General features: G+C 59.9%; 14 protein-coding genes. 7 read left to right on the forward strand and 7 right to left on the reverse strand.

Annotation, left to right across the window (positions count from 1 at the left end; genetic code table 11):
- Positions 1 to 105 precede the first annotated feature (105 nt).
- The 3 genes from ACR0L1_RS01905 to ACR0L1_RS01915 form a co-directional block, all read right to left on the reverse strand.
- A complete protein-coding gene (locus tag ACR0L1_RS01905; RefSeq protein WP_480856869.1) occupies positions 106 to 1,557 on the reverse strand; it encodes an NAD(P)(+) transhydrogenase (Re/Si-specific) subunit beta in 1,452 nt (483 codons plus the stop codon).
- A gap of 13 nt (positions 1,558 to 1,570) precedes the next feature.
- Positions 1,571 to 3,142: a Re/Si-specific NAD(P)(+) transhydrogenase subunit alpha gene (locus ACR0L1_RS01910; RefSeq protein WP_170769245.1), complete on the reverse strand. Its 1,572-nt coding sequence runs from the start codon at positions 3,140 to 3,142 to the stop codon at positions 1,571 to 1,573.
- A gap of 132 nt (positions 3,143 to 3,274) precedes the next feature.
- The gene (locus ACR0L1_RS01915; protein WP_480856871.1) at positions 3,275 to 3,724 is read right to left on the reverse strand and encodes a methyltransferase family protein; all 450 of its coding nucleotides are present in this window, start codon (positions 3,722 to 3,724) and stop codon (positions 3,275 to 3,277) included.
- Positions 3,725 to 3,928: 204 nt separating this feature from the next.
- On the opposite strand from ACR0L1_RS01915, the gene kynU reads away from it, so the two are divergent.
- Positions 3,929 to 5,122 carry a kynureninase gene (gene kynU / locus ACR0L1_RS01920; protein ID WP_480856873.1) on the forward strand — a complete coding sequence of 398 codons (1,194 nt, stop codon included), beginning with the start codon at positions 3,929 to 3,931 and terminating at the stop codon, positions 5,120 to 5,122.
- Here the strand turns inward: kynU and ACR0L1_RS01925 are convergent.
- Complete coding sequence (locus ACR0L1_RS01925) at positions 5,115 to 5,708, reverse strand: TetR/AcrR family transcriptional regulator (RefSeq protein ID WP_170788349.1); 594 nt, start codon at positions 5,706 to 5,708, stop codon at positions 5,115 to 5,117. The genes kynU and ACR0L1_RS01925 overlap by 8 nt on opposite strands.
- A gap of 88 nt (positions 5,709 to 5,796) precedes the next feature.
- Between ACR0L1_RS01925 and ACR0L1_RS01930 the strand changes: the two genes are divergently transcribed.
- Both ACR0L1_RS01930 and ACR0L1_RS01935 read left to right on the forward strand, forming a co-directional pair.
- Entirely contained in the window at positions 5,797 to 6,261 is a 465-nt protein-coding gene (locus tag ACR0L1_RS01930) for a (2Fe-2S)-binding protein (protein ID WP_170784166.1), read from the forward strand.
- Positions 6,262 to 6,264: 3 nt separating this feature from the next.
- On the forward strand, positions 6,265 to 8,505 hold the full coding sequence (locus ACR0L1_RS01935) for a xanthine dehydrogenase family protein molybdopterin-binding subunit (RefSeq protein ID WP_480856876.1): 2,241 nt from the start codon (positions 6,265 to 6,267) through the stop codon (positions 8,503 to 8,505).
- Positions 8,506 to 8,551: 46 nt separating this feature from the next.
- Here the strand turns inward: ACR0L1_RS01935 and ACR0L1_RS01940 are convergent, their stop codons facing one another.
- From ACR0L1_RS01940 to ACR0L1_RS01950, 3 genes are all read right to left on the reverse strand, one after another.
- Complete coding sequence (locus tag ACR0L1_RS01940; protein ID WP_170788346.1) at positions 8,552 to 9,331, reverse strand: gamma-glutamyl-gamma-aminobutyrate hydrolase family protein; 780 nt, start codon at positions 9,329 to 9,331, stop codon at positions 8,552 to 8,554.
- Positions 9,332 to 9,530: 199 nt separating this feature from the next.
- Entirely contained in the window at positions 9,531 to 9,956 is a 426-nt protein-coding gene (locus ACR0L1_RS01945; RefSeq protein ID WP_170410912.1) for a GlcG/HbpS family heme-binding protein, read from the reverse strand.
- A gap of 82 nt (positions 9,957 to 10,038) precedes the next feature.
- Complete coding sequence (locus ACR0L1_RS01950) at positions 10,039 to 12,174, reverse strand: malate synthase G (protein ID WP_480856877.1); 2,136 nt, start codon at positions 12,172 to 12,174, stop codon at positions 10,039 to 10,041.
- Between the two features lie 205 nt (positions 12,175 to 12,379).
- On the opposite strand from ACR0L1_RS01950, the gene pepN reads away from it, so the two are divergent.
- From pepN to gatB, 4 genes are all read left to right on the forward strand, one after another.
- Entirely contained in the window at positions 12,380 to 14,932 is a 2,553-nt protein-coding gene (gene pepN / locus ACR0L1_RS01955) for an aminopeptidase N (RefSeq protein ID WP_480856879.1), read from the forward strand.
- Entirely contained in the window at positions 14,929 to 15,357 is a 429-nt protein-coding gene (locus tag ACR0L1_RS01960; RefSeq protein ID WP_170769236.1) for a hypothetical protein, read from the forward strand. The genes pepN and ACR0L1_RS01960 overlap by 4 nt, the downstream gene beginning before the upstream one ends.
- A 128-nt stretch (positions 15,358 to 15,485) precedes the next feature.
- Positions 15,486 to 16,736 (forward strand): hypothetical protein, encoded by a 1,251-nt coding sequence (locus ACR0L1_RS01965; protein ID WP_480856881.1) that lies wholly within the window; start codon positions 15,486 to 15,488, stop codon positions 16,734 to 16,736.
- A gap of 71 nt (positions 16,737 to 16,807) precedes the next feature.
- Positions 16,808 to 18,319 (forward strand): Asp-tRNA(Asn)/Glu-tRNA(Gln) amidotransferase subunit GatB, encoded by a 1,512-nt coding sequence (gene gatB / locus ACR0L1_RS01970; RefSeq protein WP_480856883.1) that lies wholly within the window; start codon positions 16,808 to 16,810, stop codon positions 18,317 to 18,319.
- Positions 18,320 to 18,411 lie beyond the last annotated feature (92 nt).

Here is an 18,411-nt window from a genome sequence, read left to right on the forward strand (position 1 = left end):
CTGGCCAAAAAATATCCTGGGTGGCTTTGGGGGCAAAGCCCCCCAACATCAAAAAAAGAAAAGGGCGCCGGCAGGCGCCCTTTGCAATTTCTCTGAACCGGATGCTCAGTCGATCATCGGCAGCAGCTTGTCCAGCGACTGCTTGGCGTCGCCATAGAACATGCGGGTGTTCTCTTTGAAGAAAAGCGGGTTTTCGATACCCGAATAGCCGGTGCCCTGACCACGCTTGGACACAAACACCTGCTTGGCCTTCCAGCATTCCAGAACCGGCATCCCGGCGATTGGGCTGTTGGGATCTTCCTGCGCCGCAGGGTTCACGATGTCGTTCGACCCGATCACGATGGCCACATCCGTTTCCGGGAAGTCATCGTTGATCTCGTCCATCTCCAGCACGATGTCATACGGCACTTTGGCTTCAGCCAGCAGCACGTTCATATGACCCGGCAGACGGCCGGCAACGGGGTGGATCGCGAAGCGCACCTCTTTGCCCTTGGCGCGCAGCTTGCGAACCAGTTCGGAAACAGACTGCTGTGCCTGCGCAACCGCCATACCGTAGCCAGGAATGATGATCACGCTGTCAGCGTCGTTCAGAGCTGCGGCAACGCCATCGGCGTCGATGGCCACCTGCTCGCCCTCAACTTCCATCTGCGGGCCCGAGGTGCCGCCAAAGCCGCCCAGGATCACGCTGACAAAGTGACGGTTCATCGCCTTACACATGATGTAGGAGAGGATCGCACCGGACGAGCCAACCAGCGCACCAACCACGATCAGCAGGTCGTTGCCGAGGCTGAAGCCAATGGCCGCTGCGGCCCAACCCGAATACGAGTTCAGCATCGATACAACCACCGGCATGTCCGCGCCACCGATACCCATGATCAGGTGATAGCCGATGAACAGCGCCGCCAGTGTCATCAGGATCAGCGGGAACAGACCACCCGAGGCGGTGTACCAGATCAGGCAGATTAGCGAGAGACCCGCCGCAGCCGCGTTCAGCGCATGACCGCCGGGCAGCTTGGTCGCCGCCGAGGTCACTTTGCCCGCCAGCTTGCCATAGGCCACGACCGAACCGGTAAAGGTGATCGCACCGATGAAGATGCCTAGGAACAGTTCCACATGCAGGATCGTCAGCTCGGCCGCTGTCTTCTTGGCGATCAGCTTGGCAAAGGCGCCCAGATCCGACAGGTTCGCCTGGTTCGCCGCATCCGCAATCGCCATGACCTGCGCGACGTTGCCGATCTCAAAATGCGCGTTGAAGCCCACAAACACAGCCGCCAGACCCACGAGGCTGTGCATCGCGGCCACAAGCTGCGGCATCTCGGTCATCTGCACGCGCTTGGCGACGTAAGAGCCAATCAGACCGCCGCCTGCAATCAGCAGCAGCGACAGCAGCCACAGGCCCGAACCGGGACCCACAAGCGTGGCGAACACCGCCAGCGCCATACCAACAATGCCATACCAGACGGCGCGCTTGGCGCTTTCCTGGTTCGACAACCCGCCCAGAGACAGGATGAACAGAACAGCCGCAACAACATAAGCGGCAGTGGTGAAGCCAATCATCTACCCGGCCTCCTTAAGATTTCTGGAACATGGCGAGCATGCGCCGGGTGACAAGAAAGCCGCCGAAGATGTTGATCCCGGCCATAAAGACCGACAGCGCCGCCAGCAGGATCACCAGGAACGAGCCCGATCCGATCTGCATAAGCGCCCCAACAATGATGATCGACGAGATCGCGTTGGTGATCGCCATCAGCGGGGTGTGTAGGCTATGCGCCACGCCCCAGATCACCTGGAAGCCCACGAACACGGCCAGCACGAACACGATGAAGTGCTGCATGAAGCTGGCCGGAGCGACCAGACCCACCAACAGCATTAGCGCGCCGCCCACACCCAGCAGGGTGAACTGCTGCTTGGTCTGCGCCTTGAATGCCGCAATCTCCTGCGCCTTTTTCTCTTCCGGGGTCAGTTCCTTGACCTCGGGCTTCTTCTGCGCTGCGATGGCCTGCACTTTCGGCGGCGGCGGCGGGAAGGTGATCTCACCCTCAAAGGTCACAGTCGAGCCGCGGATCACGTCATCTTCCATGTCGTGGTTGATTTGACCGTCCTTTTCAGGCGTCAGGTCAGCCATCATGTGACGGATGTTGGTGGCGTACAGAGACGAGGACTGCGCCGCCATCCGGCTGGGGAAGTCGGTATAGCCGATGATGGTCACGCCATTGTCGGTCACGATCTTCTCATCCGCGACAGTCAGCTTGCAGTTACCACCCTTTTCCGCCGCGAGATCGACGATGACCGAGCCCGGTTTCATGCTTTCGACCATATCCTTGGTCCAAAGCTCAGGAGCCTCGCGGTTCGGGATCAGCGCGGTGGTGATCACGATGTCCATCTCGGGGGCAAGTTCACGGAACTTGGCCAACTGCGCGTTGCGGAATTCTTCGGACTGAACCGACGCATACCCGCCAGTGGCCGCGCCATCCTGCTGCTGCTCTTCAAAGTCCAGATAGACGAATTCTGCACCCATCGACTCGACCTGCTCGGCCACTTCGGGGCGCACGTCGAAGGCATAGGTGATCGCGCCCAGCGACGTGGACGTACCGATCGCGGCCAAACCAGCCACACCAGCGCCCACGATCAGAACTTTCGCAGGGGGTACTTTACCCGCAGCCGTCACCTGACCGGTGAAGAAACGACCGAAGTTGTTACCCGCCTCAATCACGGCACGGTAGCCAGCGATGTTCGCCATCGAGGACAGCGCGTCCATCTTTTGCGCGCGGGAAATACGCGGCACCATTTCCATGGCGATCACGTTTGCGCCTTTGGATTTGGCCAGCTCCATCCCGTCTTCATTGCCCGCAGGGTTGAAGAACGAGATCAGCGTCTTGCCCTTGGTCAGACGCTTCAGTTCGGTCTCAGTGGGCTGGCGGACCTTGGCAACGATATCGACCCCTTTCCACAGTGCAGCTGCGGTCTTGACGATCTCAACGCCTGCGGCCTCATAGACCGCGTCCGAGAACCCGGCAGCGGCACCCGCCCCGGTCTCAATCGCGCAGTCATAGCCCAGTTTCTGCAACTGCACGGCAGAATCCGGAGTCATGGCGACCCGGTTTTCACCGTCCAGTATTTCCTTTGGTGTACCTATCTTCACCGGCTGTATCCCCCTAATTTTCACTCAGACCCGAGCGGGTGGTCGGTATGGTTCATCAAACATTGATCTATCCTGCGCAATATTATTTCGCAAGCGCAGCATAATTTACGCTGTGTCACAACGCGTCGATCCTCAGACCCAGCGGCGGGTCTGCTGTTCGTAACGGGCGAATTCCGCACGAAATTTTCGGCGTAACCGGTCTTCTTCCGGTACGATAAAGCGGCGCTCCAACAGCCACGTGAAAATCGGGATCAGCACCAGGGACAGCACCGCATCGAACCGCAGGACCAATCCTGTCAGGATCAAAACATCCCCCAGATAGATTGGGTTCCGACTGCGCTTGAAAATGCCAGTCTGCACCATTTGGGTCGGCACCTGATGCGGAAGAACCGTTGTTTTATGCCGTCGAAACTCGACAACAGCCAGCACTGCCAGAATAACACCCCCGCCAATCAGAAGGCCACTGAGAAGATCGGTAAACCAACCGCTGAAGGACAATCCCATGGGCAAGAACTGCGCTTGCAGCCACGCTAGACCGGCGGCTGCTAGCAACCAGACCGGAGGGATATCAATTTTCTGCATTCGCGGCGTCTTTCCAGCTGTCACTCAGGTCCAGAGTGTCGTTTTCGACCGACGGTCTATCGCTTTCTGACCTGAATATCAAAATACCAGATAGTCGCAGCAGTGTAATACGCCGCCTGACTCACAACCTCTTCCGATGGACAGCACTGTGCGCATCCGCTAGCCATCTTCAGGAAACGGAATTTTCATCAGCCCGGAGCATCCATGACCGATTTCAAAGCGACCAAAGCCATGTTCGATCTGCCTAAGGGCGTTGTCTATCTGGACGGCAACTCTCTGGGACCGTTGCCATGCGCGGCTGGCGACCGGGTGAACGACATGCTGGTCAAGGAATGGGGTCAGATGCTGATCACAGGCTGGAACAAGGCCGGATGGATGGGGCTGCCCGTGGCGCTTGGGGATCGTATCGGACGGTTGATCGGCGCAGAACCCGGCGCGGTGGTAACAGGCGACACGCTGTCCATCAAAGTGTACCAAGCCGTGGCTTCAGCGCTGGAACTGCGCCCGGACCGCAAGGTGGTTCTGTCCGATGGCGGCAATTTCCCGTCGGATCTGTATATGGCGGATGGCCTTTTACGCTCGTTAGGACCGGACTATGAATTGCGCGTCGTGGCACCCGAGGACGTGGCCGACAACATCACCGAAGACGTCGCCGTCTTGATGCTGACCGAGGTCGATTACCGCTCGGGGCGGATGCATGATATGAAGGCGCTGACCGAACTGGCTCATGCCAACGGGACGATCACGGTTTGGGATCTGGCCCATTCCGCCGGGGCAATCCCCGTAGACCTGTCGGGCTGCAATGCCGATTTCGCGGTAGGCTGCACCTATAAATATCTCAATGGCGGCCCCGGAGCGCCCGCCTTTATCTATGTCGCCCCGCGGCTGGCCGACCGGGTGCGCCCGGCCCTGTCGGGCTGGCTGGGTCACGAAGCACCCTTTGCCTTTGATCTGGATTACCGCCCCGGCGGTGGGATCGAGCGGATGCGGGTCGGGACCCCTCCGATCATCCAGATGACGGCACTGTCGGCAGCGATGGACATCTGGGACATGGCGGACATGGCCGATGTGCGCGCCAAATCGGTAGAGCTGACGGAATTGTTCATTGCGCGGGTCGAGGCCACCTGCCCCGAGCTGGTGCTGGCCAGCCCACGTGACCCGAACCAACGCGGTAGCCAGGTCTCGTTCCGGTTCACCGAAGGCTATGCGGCTATGCAGGCACTGATTGCCCGTGGCGTGATCGGTGATTTCCGCGCGCCTGACATCATGCGATTTGGCTTCACGCCGCTTTACATCGACAAACAGGATGTCGCGCGCGCCGTGGACGTTTTGGCCGATATCATGGCCAATCGCCTGTGGGACACGCCGGAATACAAGCAACGCCAGCGCGTTACGTGATCGCAAGCGCGGCGCCAAGAAGGGTTGCCAGATTGGCGTTGGAACGGGTGAATTCCTGCGAATCTGCGGCCGAGACCTTGATCCCACGCAAGGCCGACGTGATCATTTTGGCCGTTTCCGACGGCTCATCGAACAAATGCACACGCCCGTTTGCCGCCTCTAGCCCGAGCCAATTCGCGTAAAGCGCGACAAGCTGCGCCTCGCCCTCGGTCACCAGATCGGCAGCGGTCGAGACGCTGACATCCAGCAACTCCAGTCCGTGCGGTGTCGCCAATATTTCGGCCATCCCATCGGTCTGCGCCTCGATCGCGCCGCTGATGATCTGTTGCACTGCCCCCCCGGCTGTCAAAGCCTCGGCGACGGCGGCAATCTTGCGGTCATAATACCGCTGGGTCAGCTTGCGCAGAATCGTCTCTTTGTTCGGGAAATACTGGTACACGGCAGGGCGTGACATTCCCGCACCCTTGGCAATGTCATCCATCGAGGTTTTTCGGAACCCATAGGCCGAAAACGCCTGAAGGGCCGATTCCAGAATGGACTGGCTCTTTTCTCCGGCAACAATATCTTTCAATTCAGCTTCTGACATTTTTAACTCATTTTGTCAGTTGACGATCTGACAGTTTCACCTATTTATGTCAGAAGAACAACGCAGCGACAAGCCGAGAGGAAGCGCAATGGCGACCAATCTGACGATCAACGGAACTTCCCATCAGGTGGACCTGCCCGATGATGTGCCCCTTTTGTGGGTTTTGCGCGACGAATTGGGCATGACCGGCACCAAATACGGATGTGGCGTGGCAGCCTGTGGCGCATGCACCGTCCATATCGACGGCGAGGCGGTTCGCTCCTGCCAGGTTGCCCTGTCCGATGTCTGGGGCGACGTCACAACAATCGAAGGCCTGGGAACGCCCGAAGCGATGGCCACCATACAGCAATCCTGGGTGGATCATCAGGTCGCTCAATGCGGTTTTTGCCAGTCGGGCCAGATCATGCAAGCCGCGGCGCTGCTGGCCGAGAACCCCTCGCCCACCGATGCGGATATCGACGACGCGATGCAGGGCAATTTGTGCCGGTGCGGCACCTATCCTCGCATTCGGGCCGCGATCCACGACGCTGCATCCAAACTGAAGGAGGCGTAAGCCATGGCATCTGTTGGTAAAATCCTGCGCCGCACCTTCCTGATCGGATCAGCCGCTATTGTTGGCGGCGTGGCCTTTGGTGCCTATTACGTGAGTCGCCCCGCCGCCAACCCGCTGAAACCCGGCGATGGTGAAACGGCGCTCAGCCCGTTTGTCCTGATCGACCAGCAAGGTGTGACACTGTTCGCGCCGCGCGCCGAGATGGGACAGGGCGTGATGACCACTTGGGCCGCCTTGATCGCAGAAGAGCTGGATGTGGAGCTGGACGATATCCGCGTTCTGCACGGCCCGGCTGCAGCAGCCTATTACAACAACGCTCTGCTGGGCGAAGGGCTGCCGAACAAGGGCTATGACATCTCCGATTTCCAGCACAATCTGGGCGAGGCCTTGGGCGTGATTGGCCGCAGCCTCAGTCTGCAGGTCACGGGCGGATCGACCTCGATGAAGGACGGATTCGAGCGGATGCGCGAAGCCGGGGCCACCGCGCGCGAAACGCTGAAACAGGCGGCGGCGGATCGGTTGGGCGTTGATCGCACTCAGCTGAAGACCGAAGGTGGTGCGGTGATCGCGCCTGACGGCACGCGCCTGCCGTATACGGAACTGGCCGAAGCTGCCGGGCAGATTGAGCCACCCCATGTCGGTCTGCGCGACCCGTCGGATTGGCGTCTGTTAGGACGAAACCTGCCGCGCGTTGATGTGCTGGGCAAGTCCACCGGCACCGCCGAGTTCGGCATCGACGTGCGCCCTGAGGGTTTGAAATTCGCCTCGGTCCGGATGAACCCGAAACTGGGCGGCGTGATGAACGGCTTTGATGACAGCGCCGCCAAAACCATGCCCGGTGTAGAACAGGTGGTCGATCTGGGCAATGGTGTCGCCGTCATCGCCAACAACACCTGGTTGGCCATTCAAGCGGTCGAGGCCATTGATGTGGATTGGGGCGACGCGCCCTATCCGCCTGAAACTGACGGTTTGTTCGCCAAGATCGCCGAGGCGTTCGACGACGCTCCGAACTCGACAATGCGCGATGATGGCGATGTGGATGTCCTGCCCGAAGGTGCGACGGAAATCAGCGCCGAATACACGGTGCCCTACCTGGCGCATTCCACGATGGAACCGATGAACGCCACTGCGCTGTTCACCGGCACCAAGCTGGATCTGTGGTGTGGCAATCAAGCTCCCACCCTACTGCTGGCGCGTGCAGCAAACACCGCCAACCTGGACAAGGACGCGGTCGAGATCCACACCTCCTATTTGGGCGGCGGCTTTGGCCGGCGCGGAGAGCTGGACTTTGCTGAAATCGCGACCAAGGTTGCGATGGCCATGCCCGGCGTCCCGGTCCAGACCACTTGGAGCCGCGAAGAAGACATGCGCCATGACTACTACCGTCCCGGCGCGATTGCCCGAATGCGCGGCGCGGTCAAGGACGGTCAGGCCGTTCTGATCGACGGCAAGGTCGCCGCGCAGTCCTGCACCCAGCAGGCGGTTGAGCGTTATACCGGCCTGCCCGGTGCCGGACCCGACAAGGTGCTGGTCGAAGGACTGTTCAACCAGCCCTACGCCGTCCCCAACTACCGCATCAGTGGCCATATTGCGGATCTCAGCGTGCCAGTAGGGTTCTGGCGCTCGGTCGGCAACAGCCATAACGGGTTTTTCCACGAGACATTCATGGACGAAATGGCCCACGCCGCCGGTCGCGACCCACTGGATTTCAGGCTGGAACTGGCGAATGACGAGCACGCCCCCTCGGCCGGTGTACTACAAGCGGTCAAAGAGATGTCGGGTTGGACCGGCAAAACTCCCGACGGTGTCGGGCGTGGTGTCGCGATGACTTACAGCTTTGGCACGCCAGTCGCGCAGGTGATCGAAGTGGTTGACGAAGACGGCACCATCCGCATCGCCAAAGCCTGGATCGCCTGTGACGTCGGCCTTGCGCTGGACCCCGGCACGGTAGAGGCCCAGATGTTCGGCGGCATGATCTATGGTCTGTCGGCCGCCGTGATGGGTGAGATCACCTTTGCCGAGGGCGAGGTCGAGCAATACAACTTCCCCGACTACGACGCCCTGCGGATGCACAACGCGCCCGCGACCGAGGTGCGCATTCTGGAAACCAACCGTCACCTTGGCGGCGTGGGTGAGCCCGGAACGCCCCCTTCAATGCCTGCGCTCGGCAACGCCCTATTCGACCTGACGGGCGAGCGTGCGCGCGCACTACCGCTGATCAATCAGTTCAATCTGCTGGTTTGATCACGATGCGCCGGTCTGGTCCTTCTCTCCCGGACCGGCGTACATTTTATGCGCTTTGTTGAACCAACCGCGCACCTGATCCTTCCGACCATGCATGCACGGCTGCCCCGAACGCCTCGAACAGCGGGCGCGAGACCGGGTCGTTTTCCGCGTCCCACTCCGGATGCCACTGCACCGACAGCGTGAACCCCGGCGCGTCCTGCACATAGATCGCTTCGGGCGTACCATCGGGCGCATACCCATCAACAACGATGCGATGGCCTACGGTTTTGATCCCCTGACCGTGAAGCGAGTTCGTCATCACTTCATGTGCACCCATCAGGCGGTGAAATACGCCACCGTCAGACAGGGTCACGATGTGGCGCAGGGCAAACTTCTCTTCCAACGTGCCATCGGGCGGCATCCGGTGATTCATACGCCCCGGAAGATCGCGGATTTCTGGATAGAGCGTCCCGCCCATCGCCACATTGACCTCCTGAAAGCCGCGGCAAATGCCAAAGAACGGTTGGCCCCGCTCTACGCAGGCCCGCACCAATGGCAGCGCAATTGCATCCCGTGCCCGGTCAAATTCTCCGTGCGCATCCGTCGCGGCTTCGCCGTATTCCTCGGGGTGAACATTGGGACGCGCGCCGGTCAACAGAAACCCGTCACACACCTCCAGCAATTCCTCGACCGACACATAGCGCGGGTCCGCCGGGATTAGCATCGGCAGACAGTCCGAGACATTGGCCACTGCGTCCGAATTCATCGTCCCACCCGTATGGGTCGGGTATTGGTCGTTCATCAAATATGAGTTGCCGATGATACCGACGATGGGTCGAGACATTCTGCTTTCCTGATTTGTTCCGTGTTCAGGGAAAGCTAGCCGCCACGCCCGCCGCGCGCAATGGCACAACCCCTGTGTATCAGCGCAGGCACTTGTTCAGCTATGCACATGGGTGTTGTGATGGGGACAAATGCCCATTTGTCAGGCGCTTCACACACGCCAAAGGGTCAGAGAGCCCGCAGACTCTCTGACCAATGCATCAGATCTCGCCGGTCAGACCAGCAGCCTCGATCCCGGCCATCGCCGCGATCGCATCATTGTCCGAGGTGTCACCGGTCACGCCAACAGCACCGATCACGGCGCCTTTCTTGTCGCGCAGCAACACGCCGCCCGGAACCGGCACAACCTGACCCCCATAGACACCGTTAACAGCAGCCATGAAATAAGCTTGCGCCTCGGCCCGCGCCATCTGCGCGGTGCCGGCCATGCCTAGCATGACCGAGCCATAGGCCTTGCCCTGTGCAATCGCAAAACGACCGGGCGCGGCACCATCTTCGCGTTCAAACGCGATCACATGACCACCGGCGTCCAGAACAACAACCGACAGAGGTTTCAGTTCCAATTCGCGGCCCTTTTCCAAAGCCTTGCGCACAATCGTACGCGCCTTGCGCAACGTAACAGCCATGCCTGATCCCTTTCATCTGGCTAACAATATCCTCGGGGGAGCGGGAGGGGGCAGACAGCTCCCTCGTCCCGACCCTATCTGTTCAACCCAAGCTCGCTTTCAACTCCAAACGGCGGGCGTGCAGAACCGGCTCGGTGTAACCCGAAGGCTGAACCCGACCTTTGAAAACCAGATCGCAAGCTGCTTGGAACGCCACACCATCGAAGCCGGGTGCCATCGGGCGGTAGCTGGGGTCGCCTTCATTTTGACGATCCACCACGGCCGCCATTTTCTGCATCGCAGCCATCACCTGTACTTCACTGACGACATCATGATGCAGCCAGTTGGCCAGCGCCTGAGATGAAATCCGGCAAGTTGCCCGATCCTCCATCAACCCGATATCGTTGATATCCGGCACTTTCGAACAGCCTACGCCCTGATCGACCCAACGCACGACATAGCCCAGAATACCCTGCGCGTTGTTCTCGATCTCGACGGAGATCTCGTCCTCGCTCAGGTTGCGGCCGCCCAGCAGCGGCACGGTCAGCAGATCATCCAGTGTACCGCGTGCACCGCCTGCGGCCAGTTCGTCCTGACGGGCCAGAACATCGACCTTGTGGTAATGCGTTGCATGAAGCGTCGCCGCGGTTGGGGACGGCACCCAGGCGCAGGTCGCGCCCGATTTCGGGTGTCCGATCTTCTGATCCAGCATATCCCTCATCCGGTCAGGCATCGCCCACATGCCCTTACCGATCTGCGCCTTGCCTTTCAGACCGCAGGTCAGACCGATATCGACATTGCGGTCCTCATAGGACGCAATCCACGGTGTCACCTTCATGTCACCCTTGGGCAGCATCGGTCCTGCCTCGATCGAGGTATGGATCTCATCGCCCGTACGGTCCAGGAAACCAGTGTTGATAAAGGCCACACGCGATCTCGCAGCACGGATGCATTCCTTGAGGTTGACCGAGGTACGGCGTTCCTCATCCATGATACCCAGCTTGACGGTGTTGCGCGGCAGGCCGAGGATGTCTTCGACCATGTCGAAAATCTCAACCGCGAACGCGACTTCGGCTGGCCCGTGCATCTTGGGCTTGACCACATAGACCGAGCCCTTGACCGAATTCCCGCCCTCGCGCTGCAGGTCATGCATCGCAATCAGCGTGGTACAGAGCGCATCCAGCAGGCCCTCACCGATCTCATTACCATCACCATCCAGAACGGCCGGGTTAGTCATCAAATGGCCCACATTGCGGATCAGCATCAGCGAACGGCCTTTCAGCACGTCCTGTTCGCCGCCTGCGGTGGTATAGGTCAGATCATCGGCCAGTTTCCGGGTAAAGGTGGTGCCTCCTTTGGTCACCTCCTCAGCCAGATCGCCTTTCATCAGGCCCAGCCAGTTGCTATAGGCCACGACCTTGTCTTCTCCATCCACACAGGCGACCGAGTCCTCGCAGTCCATAATCGTGGACAGCGCCGATTCCATATGTACATCCGCAATCCCCGCCGGGTCGGTCGCGCCAATATTACTAGAGGCATCGACGACGATTTTCACATGCAGCCCGTTGTTCTTCAGCAGAACGAAATCGGGCTTCCCGGCCTCACCGCCAAAGCCAACAAATGCCGAAGCGTCGGCCAGCGCGGGTACCAGCGCACCGTCTTCGACGTGCAGATTGGACACATCGGCCCACGAGCCTGCAGCCAGCGGCACCGCGTCATCCAAAAAGCTTTTGGCCCATGCAATCACACGCGCACCGCGTGCTTCGTCATACCCTCCCGCGGCGGGCAGATCGCCCATTGCGTCCGTGCCGTACAGAGCATCATACAGACTACCCCAACGCGCGTTGGCGGCGTTCAGCGCAAACCGGGCATTAGTTATCGGCACGACCAGTTGCGGGCCGGGGATCGAGGCAATCTCAGGATCGACATTGGCGGTTTCGATTTGAAAGTCATCACCTTCTTCGACCAAATAGCCGATCTCGCGCAGAAACCCCTGATAGGCTTCGGCGTCATGGTCCTGACCTTTACGGTCAACATGCCATGCGTCCAGCTGGCCCTGAATCTCTTCGCGCTTGGCAAGAAACGCGCGGTTCTTGGGCCCAAGTTCGGACACCATCCGCGACAGACCATCCCAGAATGTCTGAGCGGTGACACCGGTTCCCGGCAGAGCCCTACCTTCGATGAAGTCGGCCAGAACTGGGTCGACTTGAAGCCCGCTGCGTGTCTGTCTGCTGGTCATTTTGTTCCTCCTGCCAATGTACGCCACTGCATACCGCCAGCATTTAGAGCGTAAGTTTCCGATAGGCAACGTCTGCCGTTGCGTTCTGGTAAAAAAATCTTACCAAAATCGCGTTACCTGGGATCCGCCCCATCCGCGACACGGCTTGCAGCCCATTGCCACAGACCATAACGTCGCCTCAAACTCCAACCGATGCGAGGCCCCGATGCGCGACGCTGCCCCTACGACGATCTATCTGAAAGACTACACGCCCTTTGGTTATCTTGTGGACAGCGTGCATCTAACCTTCGATCTGGCAGCGCACGCCACCCGCGTAACATCGCGCATTGCTTTCCGCCCCAACCCCGATGCCACGGACCGCACATTCTTCCTGCACGGCGAAGAACTGAACCTGATCCGCGCCTGCATTGACGGGGTGCAGATCGCGCCCGAGGTGACCGATAAGGGCCTGACCGCGCCCGCCCCTGACGCGCCCTTCATCTGGGAGGCCGAGGTTGAGATTGACCCCGGCAACAACACCGCGCTTGAGGGGCTCTATATGTCAAACGGGATGTATTGCACCCAGTGCGAGGCGGAAGGGTTCCGCAAGATCACCTATTATCCCGACCGCCCCGATGTGATGTCCACCTTCACCGTGCGCATCAACGGCGATTTGCCCGTGCTGCTGTCCAACGGCAACCCAAGCGGCAAAGGCGAAGGCTGGGCCGAATGGACCGACCCTTGGCCCAAGCCTGCCTATCTGTTCGCTCTGGTCGCGGGCGAGTTGATCTCGCATCCGGGCCAGTTCACCACCATGTCCGGGCGCGATGTCGAGCTGAACCTCTGGGTCCGCCCCGGTGACGAGGGCAAATGCGCCTTTGGCATGGAGGCGCTGAAAAAGTCTATGAAATGGGACGAGGACGTTTATGGCCGCGAATACGATTTGGACGTGTTCAACATTGTGGCCGTGGATGATTTCAACATGGGCGCGATGGAGAATAAGGGGCTAAACATCTTCAACTCCTCGGCCGTGCTGGCCAGCCCCGAGACCTCGACCGATATGAATTTCGAGCGGATAGAAGCGATCATCGCGCATGAGTATTTCCACAACTGGACCGGCAATCGCATCACCTGCCGCGACTGGTTCCAGCTTTGTCTGAAAGAAGGTCTTACGGTCTTCCGCGATGCGCAATTCACATCCGACATGCGCTCGGCCCCGGTGAAACGCATCCACGACGCTATCGACCTGCGCGCGCGGCAATTCCCCGAAGATAACGGTCCGCTCTCGCATCCCGTACGGCCCGAGAGCTTTCAAGAGATCAACAATTTCTACACCGCCACCGTTTATGAAAAAGGTGCCGAAATCATCGGTATGCTGAAGCGGCTGGTGGGTGATGAAGCCTATGTCAAGGCGCTGGACTTGTTTTTCGATCGGCATGACGGGCAAGCCTGCACGATCGAAGACTGGATCAAGGTATTCGAGGATACGACCATCCGCGATCTGAGCCAATTCAAACGCTGGTACTGTCAATCCGGCACTCCGCGCGTGTCGGTTGCCGAAGAATGGGCAGACGGCACCTACACCCTGACCCTTTCGCAGCGCACCGACCCCACGCCAGGTCAGGACGAAAAGCTACCGCAGGTGATCCCGGTAGCCGTTGGCCTTCTGGGCCCGAATGGCGATGAGGTCCGTGCGACTGAGGTGCTGGAACTGACCGAAGCCAGCCAGAGCTTTACCTTCACCGGGCTGGCAGCCAAACCGACAGCCTCGGTGCTGAGGGATTTCTCAGCCCCGGTTATTCTGGAACAGGATCAAGACAACGCCGAACGCGCCTTTTTGTTGGCCCATGACACAGACGCGTTCAACCGCTGGCAAGCCGGGCGCTCGCTGGCCGAAGACACGCTGTTGAACATGATTCAGTCCGATGCAGCCCCCGATGCGGACTATCTGGATGGCCTTCTGGCTGTGCTGCGCGATGGTGATCTGGACCCGGCCTACCGCGCTTTGGTGTTGGGCCTTCCGACACAATCTGAACTGGCTGCCGCGTTGCACGAGAAAGGCTTAACACCCGATCCAATGGCAATCTGGACCGCCGTCGAGACGCTGCGGCAGGTCACTGCACAGCACGTACAGGACCTGCTGCCGCGTTTGCACAGCGAGACCGTGATTGATGCTCCGTACAGCCCTGATGCCGATCAATCGGGCAAACGCGCCTTGGGCGGGGCCGCTTTGGCGTTGACCTCACGACTGGACGGCGGTGCCAAGGCCGCCGAGGAATACAAAGCCGCCGACAATATGACCCTGCAACTGACGGCCCTGTCCTGCCTTCTGCGCGCAGGCAAGGGACAGGCTGAGCTGGCCGCATTCTATGACCAGTGGCAACATGACCGGCTGGTGATGGACAAGTGGTTTGGACTGCAAGTCTCGATGGCGGCACCAGAGGCGACGGCGGATGTGGCGCGCAACCTGACAGAGCATCCGGATTTCAACTGGAAAAACCCCAACCGCTTCCGCGCCGTCATGGGAGCGTTGGCGATGAACCATGCCGGATTCCACCGGGCCGATGGGGCGGGCTATGCCTTGCTGGCGGACTGGTTGATCCAACTGGACCCGGTGAACCCGCAGACGACGGCACGGATGTGCTCGGCCTTCCAAACGTGGAAACGCTATGACACCGACCGTCAGACTCTGATCCGCGCGCAGTTAACCCGCATCGCAGAAACACCCGATCTGTCGCGGGACACGACCGAGATGGTCTCGCGCATTCTAGGCGCATGACGCCTTACACGTTCACACGTCAGAACAGGACGCCGCGCGTTTTGGCGATCCTGCTCTGCGTGTATGGGGTACTGATTGCCCTGGTGATCCTGTTTGATGCGGCGTGGTGGCTGATGGCGCTGTTGGCGCTGACCACCCTGCCCGCGCTGTGGGATTTTGCGCGCGGCACCAGCGCCGGTCTGACCTTGGGTCCGGACCGGATCAGCTGGTTCACCGGCGCGCGTCAGGCCGAGGTCAATCTGGCCGATATCGACCACGTGCGCATGGACACCCGCTGGGACTTCAGCGTGCGCGTTTCACTTGTGCTCAGGTCCGAGAAAAAGATTCGCCTGCCCGATGAATCGACCCCTCCGCACCGGGAATTCGAGCGGCTTTTGCAGCAAGCGGGGCTTCGGGTAAAGCGTCATCACTTTACGGTTTTCTAGGCATAATCCCCATCTCAAGACCCCATTGTTCCCAAATTATGGGCAAAACAGGCCCAAAATCTTGAATTTGAATCAATTCGCGGCGACAGTTCAGCGGTTGCCAGTTTTTACAGTTACCGAGTTTCACCATGTTGCGGTTTTTCCGATCCACTGCGCCCAGCGCCCTTGTCCCCGAAATGCCAGCAGATTTGCATCTGTCAGCAGATGTCGCATCCGTGTTCCCGAATCGGGGGCAAGTGAACATCCCGCTGGCCGATGCCCGCGAGGACGACATCGCTGGTCGCGATGCGATCGAGCGGGGCCGCCATCTGGCGCGTCAGGGCCTGTGGACGGTTTTGTCGCAGGAAATGAAAGCAGCGGATGAGGCGCGCACGTCTGCCCCGGACGGGATGCCGATTGCCGATCTGCTGGCCTTCGGGGCCCGGGCAGATGTGGTTCTGGCCGTCGAACATGCCCTGTCCGACCTGAAAGAAGTGCGGGACTATGACCTGCTGGGCGGTATCTCAGAGTTGGAAGACGAAATGCGCGAAAACGCCGGTGATCCGATGATCGCGCTGGTGGTTGCGCTGGCGCATATCGACATCGCATGGGCGTGGCGTGGCACGGCCACCGAGGCCAAACTGCCGCCGCTGCATCAATCGCGCTGTGCTGCGCATTTCGACCGGGCTGCGGCGATCCTGCCTGCTTGTCGCGAAGCGGCGCCGGACAGCCCCCTTGTCGCAGCTGCCGATTGCGCTCTGCTGGCGGGGCAGCGCAAGACGCGCGTCCGCGTGGCCGACAAATACGAACGCCTGATCACGCTGGACCCGCATAACCAGCGCCACATGCGCGCTATGGGCACGAATCTGCTGCCGCGCTGGTTCGGCAGCTACGAAGAGCTTGAGGTGCAAGCCCTGCGCAATGCCGCACGCACCCATGATATCTGGGGCGCAGGCGGGTATACCTGGGCCCAATTCGACGCCATCGTCTTGGATGACGAAGCCTGTGCACGGTTGGATGTCGAATATTTCCTGCAAGGTCTTCGCGACATTCTGCGCCACCGCCCCGATCAGGAAATGGTCAACATGCTGGCCGCCTATTGCGCCATCACGATCAAAAAAGGTCAGGGCCAGAACGCCCAAGCCGACGCCGTACGCGCGCAAATCCACGAGGCTGCGAACTGGCTGATCCTTGACCACCTGACCGAGCTGCACCCGCTGGTCTGGGCCCATGCCGCAAACGGGTTCAACAACGCTGTGCGCATCAACTCGACCGAGCGGTTTGCCGCACGCGGCCACCGTGACGCGCTGCGTGCGATTGGCAACCTGTTCAGCGAAGAACTGCGCAAGGGCATGGATGTGACCTTCACCCCCTCGGGCCCGCGCCTGTCCAGCCACTGATTCCCCCTTGCCCCTTTGGCGTGGCACGCCTAATACGCAGGCTTAGACTTCTGCGGAAATAGAGGCGCGCCATGCTCGACCTGACATATGAAATGCCCAAAATCAAAACCATTGCCGGGGCCAAGCACGATTGGGAGCTGGTCATCGGGATGGAGGTGCACGCTCAGGTCTCATCCAACGCCAAGCTTTTCTCGGGCGCATCGACACAATTCGGAGCCGAACCCAATTCAAACGTGGCCTTCGTGGACGCGGCGATGCCTGGAATGCTGCCGGTCATCAACGAATATTGCGTTGAACAAGCGGTGCGCACCGGGCTGGGTCTGAAGGCGGATATCAATCTGAAATCAGCCTTTGACCGCAAGAACTATTTCTACCCCGACCTGCCGCAGGGCTACCAGATTTCCCAGCTGTACCACCCCATCGTGGGAGAAGGCGAAGTGCTGGTCGAAATGGGCGACGGCACCGCGCGAAAGGTCCGCATCGAACGCATCCATATGGAGCAGGACGCGGGCAAATCCATCCATGACATGGACCCGCATATGTCCTTTGTCGATCTGAACCGGACGGGCGTCTGCCTGATGGAGATCGTGTCGCGCCCCGACATCCGTGGCCCCGAAGAGGCCGCCGCCTATATCGCCAAGCTGCGCCAGATCATGCGTTATCTGGGCACCTGCGACGGCAACATGCAGAACGGCAACCTGCGGGCGGACGTGAACGTCTCGATCTGTTTGCCGGGCGCGTATGAGAAGTATCAGGAAACGCAGGACTTCTCGCATCTGGGCACGCGGTGCGAGATCAAGAACATGAACTCGATGCGTTTTATCCAGCAAGCGATTGAGGTCGAAGCCCGTCGTCAGATCGCCATCGTTGAAGCTGGTGGGGAAGTAGAGCAGGAGACCCGCCTCTATGACCCGGACAAGGGTGAGACACGCTCGATGCGGTCCAAGGAAGAGGCGCATGATTACCGCTATTTCCCCGATCCCGACCTGCTGCCACTGGAAATTGAACAAGGCTGGGTCGACGACATTGCCGCCAAATTGCCCGAACTGCCCGACGCCAAAAAGGCGCGGTTCATTGAGGCATTCGGCCTGACCGACTATGACGCCTCTGTCCTGACCGCCGAAGTGGAAAGCGCCGCCTATTTCGAAGAGGTCGCAAAAGGCCGCAACGGCAAGCTGGCCGCGAACTGGGTTATCAACGAACTGTTTGGCCGCCTGAAAAAAGAAGATCACGACATCACCGACAGCCCGGTGTCTCCGGCGCAGTTGGGTGGGATCATTGATCTGATTTCATCGGATGCCATCTCGGGCAAGATCGCCAAGGATCTTTTCGAGATCGTTTATACCGGAGGCGGCGACCCCGCGCAGATCGTGGAAGAACGCGGTATGAAGCAAGTCACCGATACCGGTGCGATCGAGGCTGCTTTGGACGAGATCATCGCCGCCAACCCCGCGCAGGTTGAAAAGGCCAAGGTGAACCCGAAACTGGCGGGCTGGTTCGTTGGTCAGGTGATGAAAGCCACCGGCGGCAAAGCCAACCCCAAGGCCGTGAACGAGCTGGTTGCCAAGAAGCTGGGCGGTTAAATCTACAGAAATTGATGAAAGGGCGGCAGAGGGCATACCCACTGCCGCCTTTCTTTTGCGCTGTGTCCGGGCAACACAAGCCGGGCACCACG

The sequence above is a fragment of the Ruegeria sp. J8 genome, assembly GCF_056531925.1.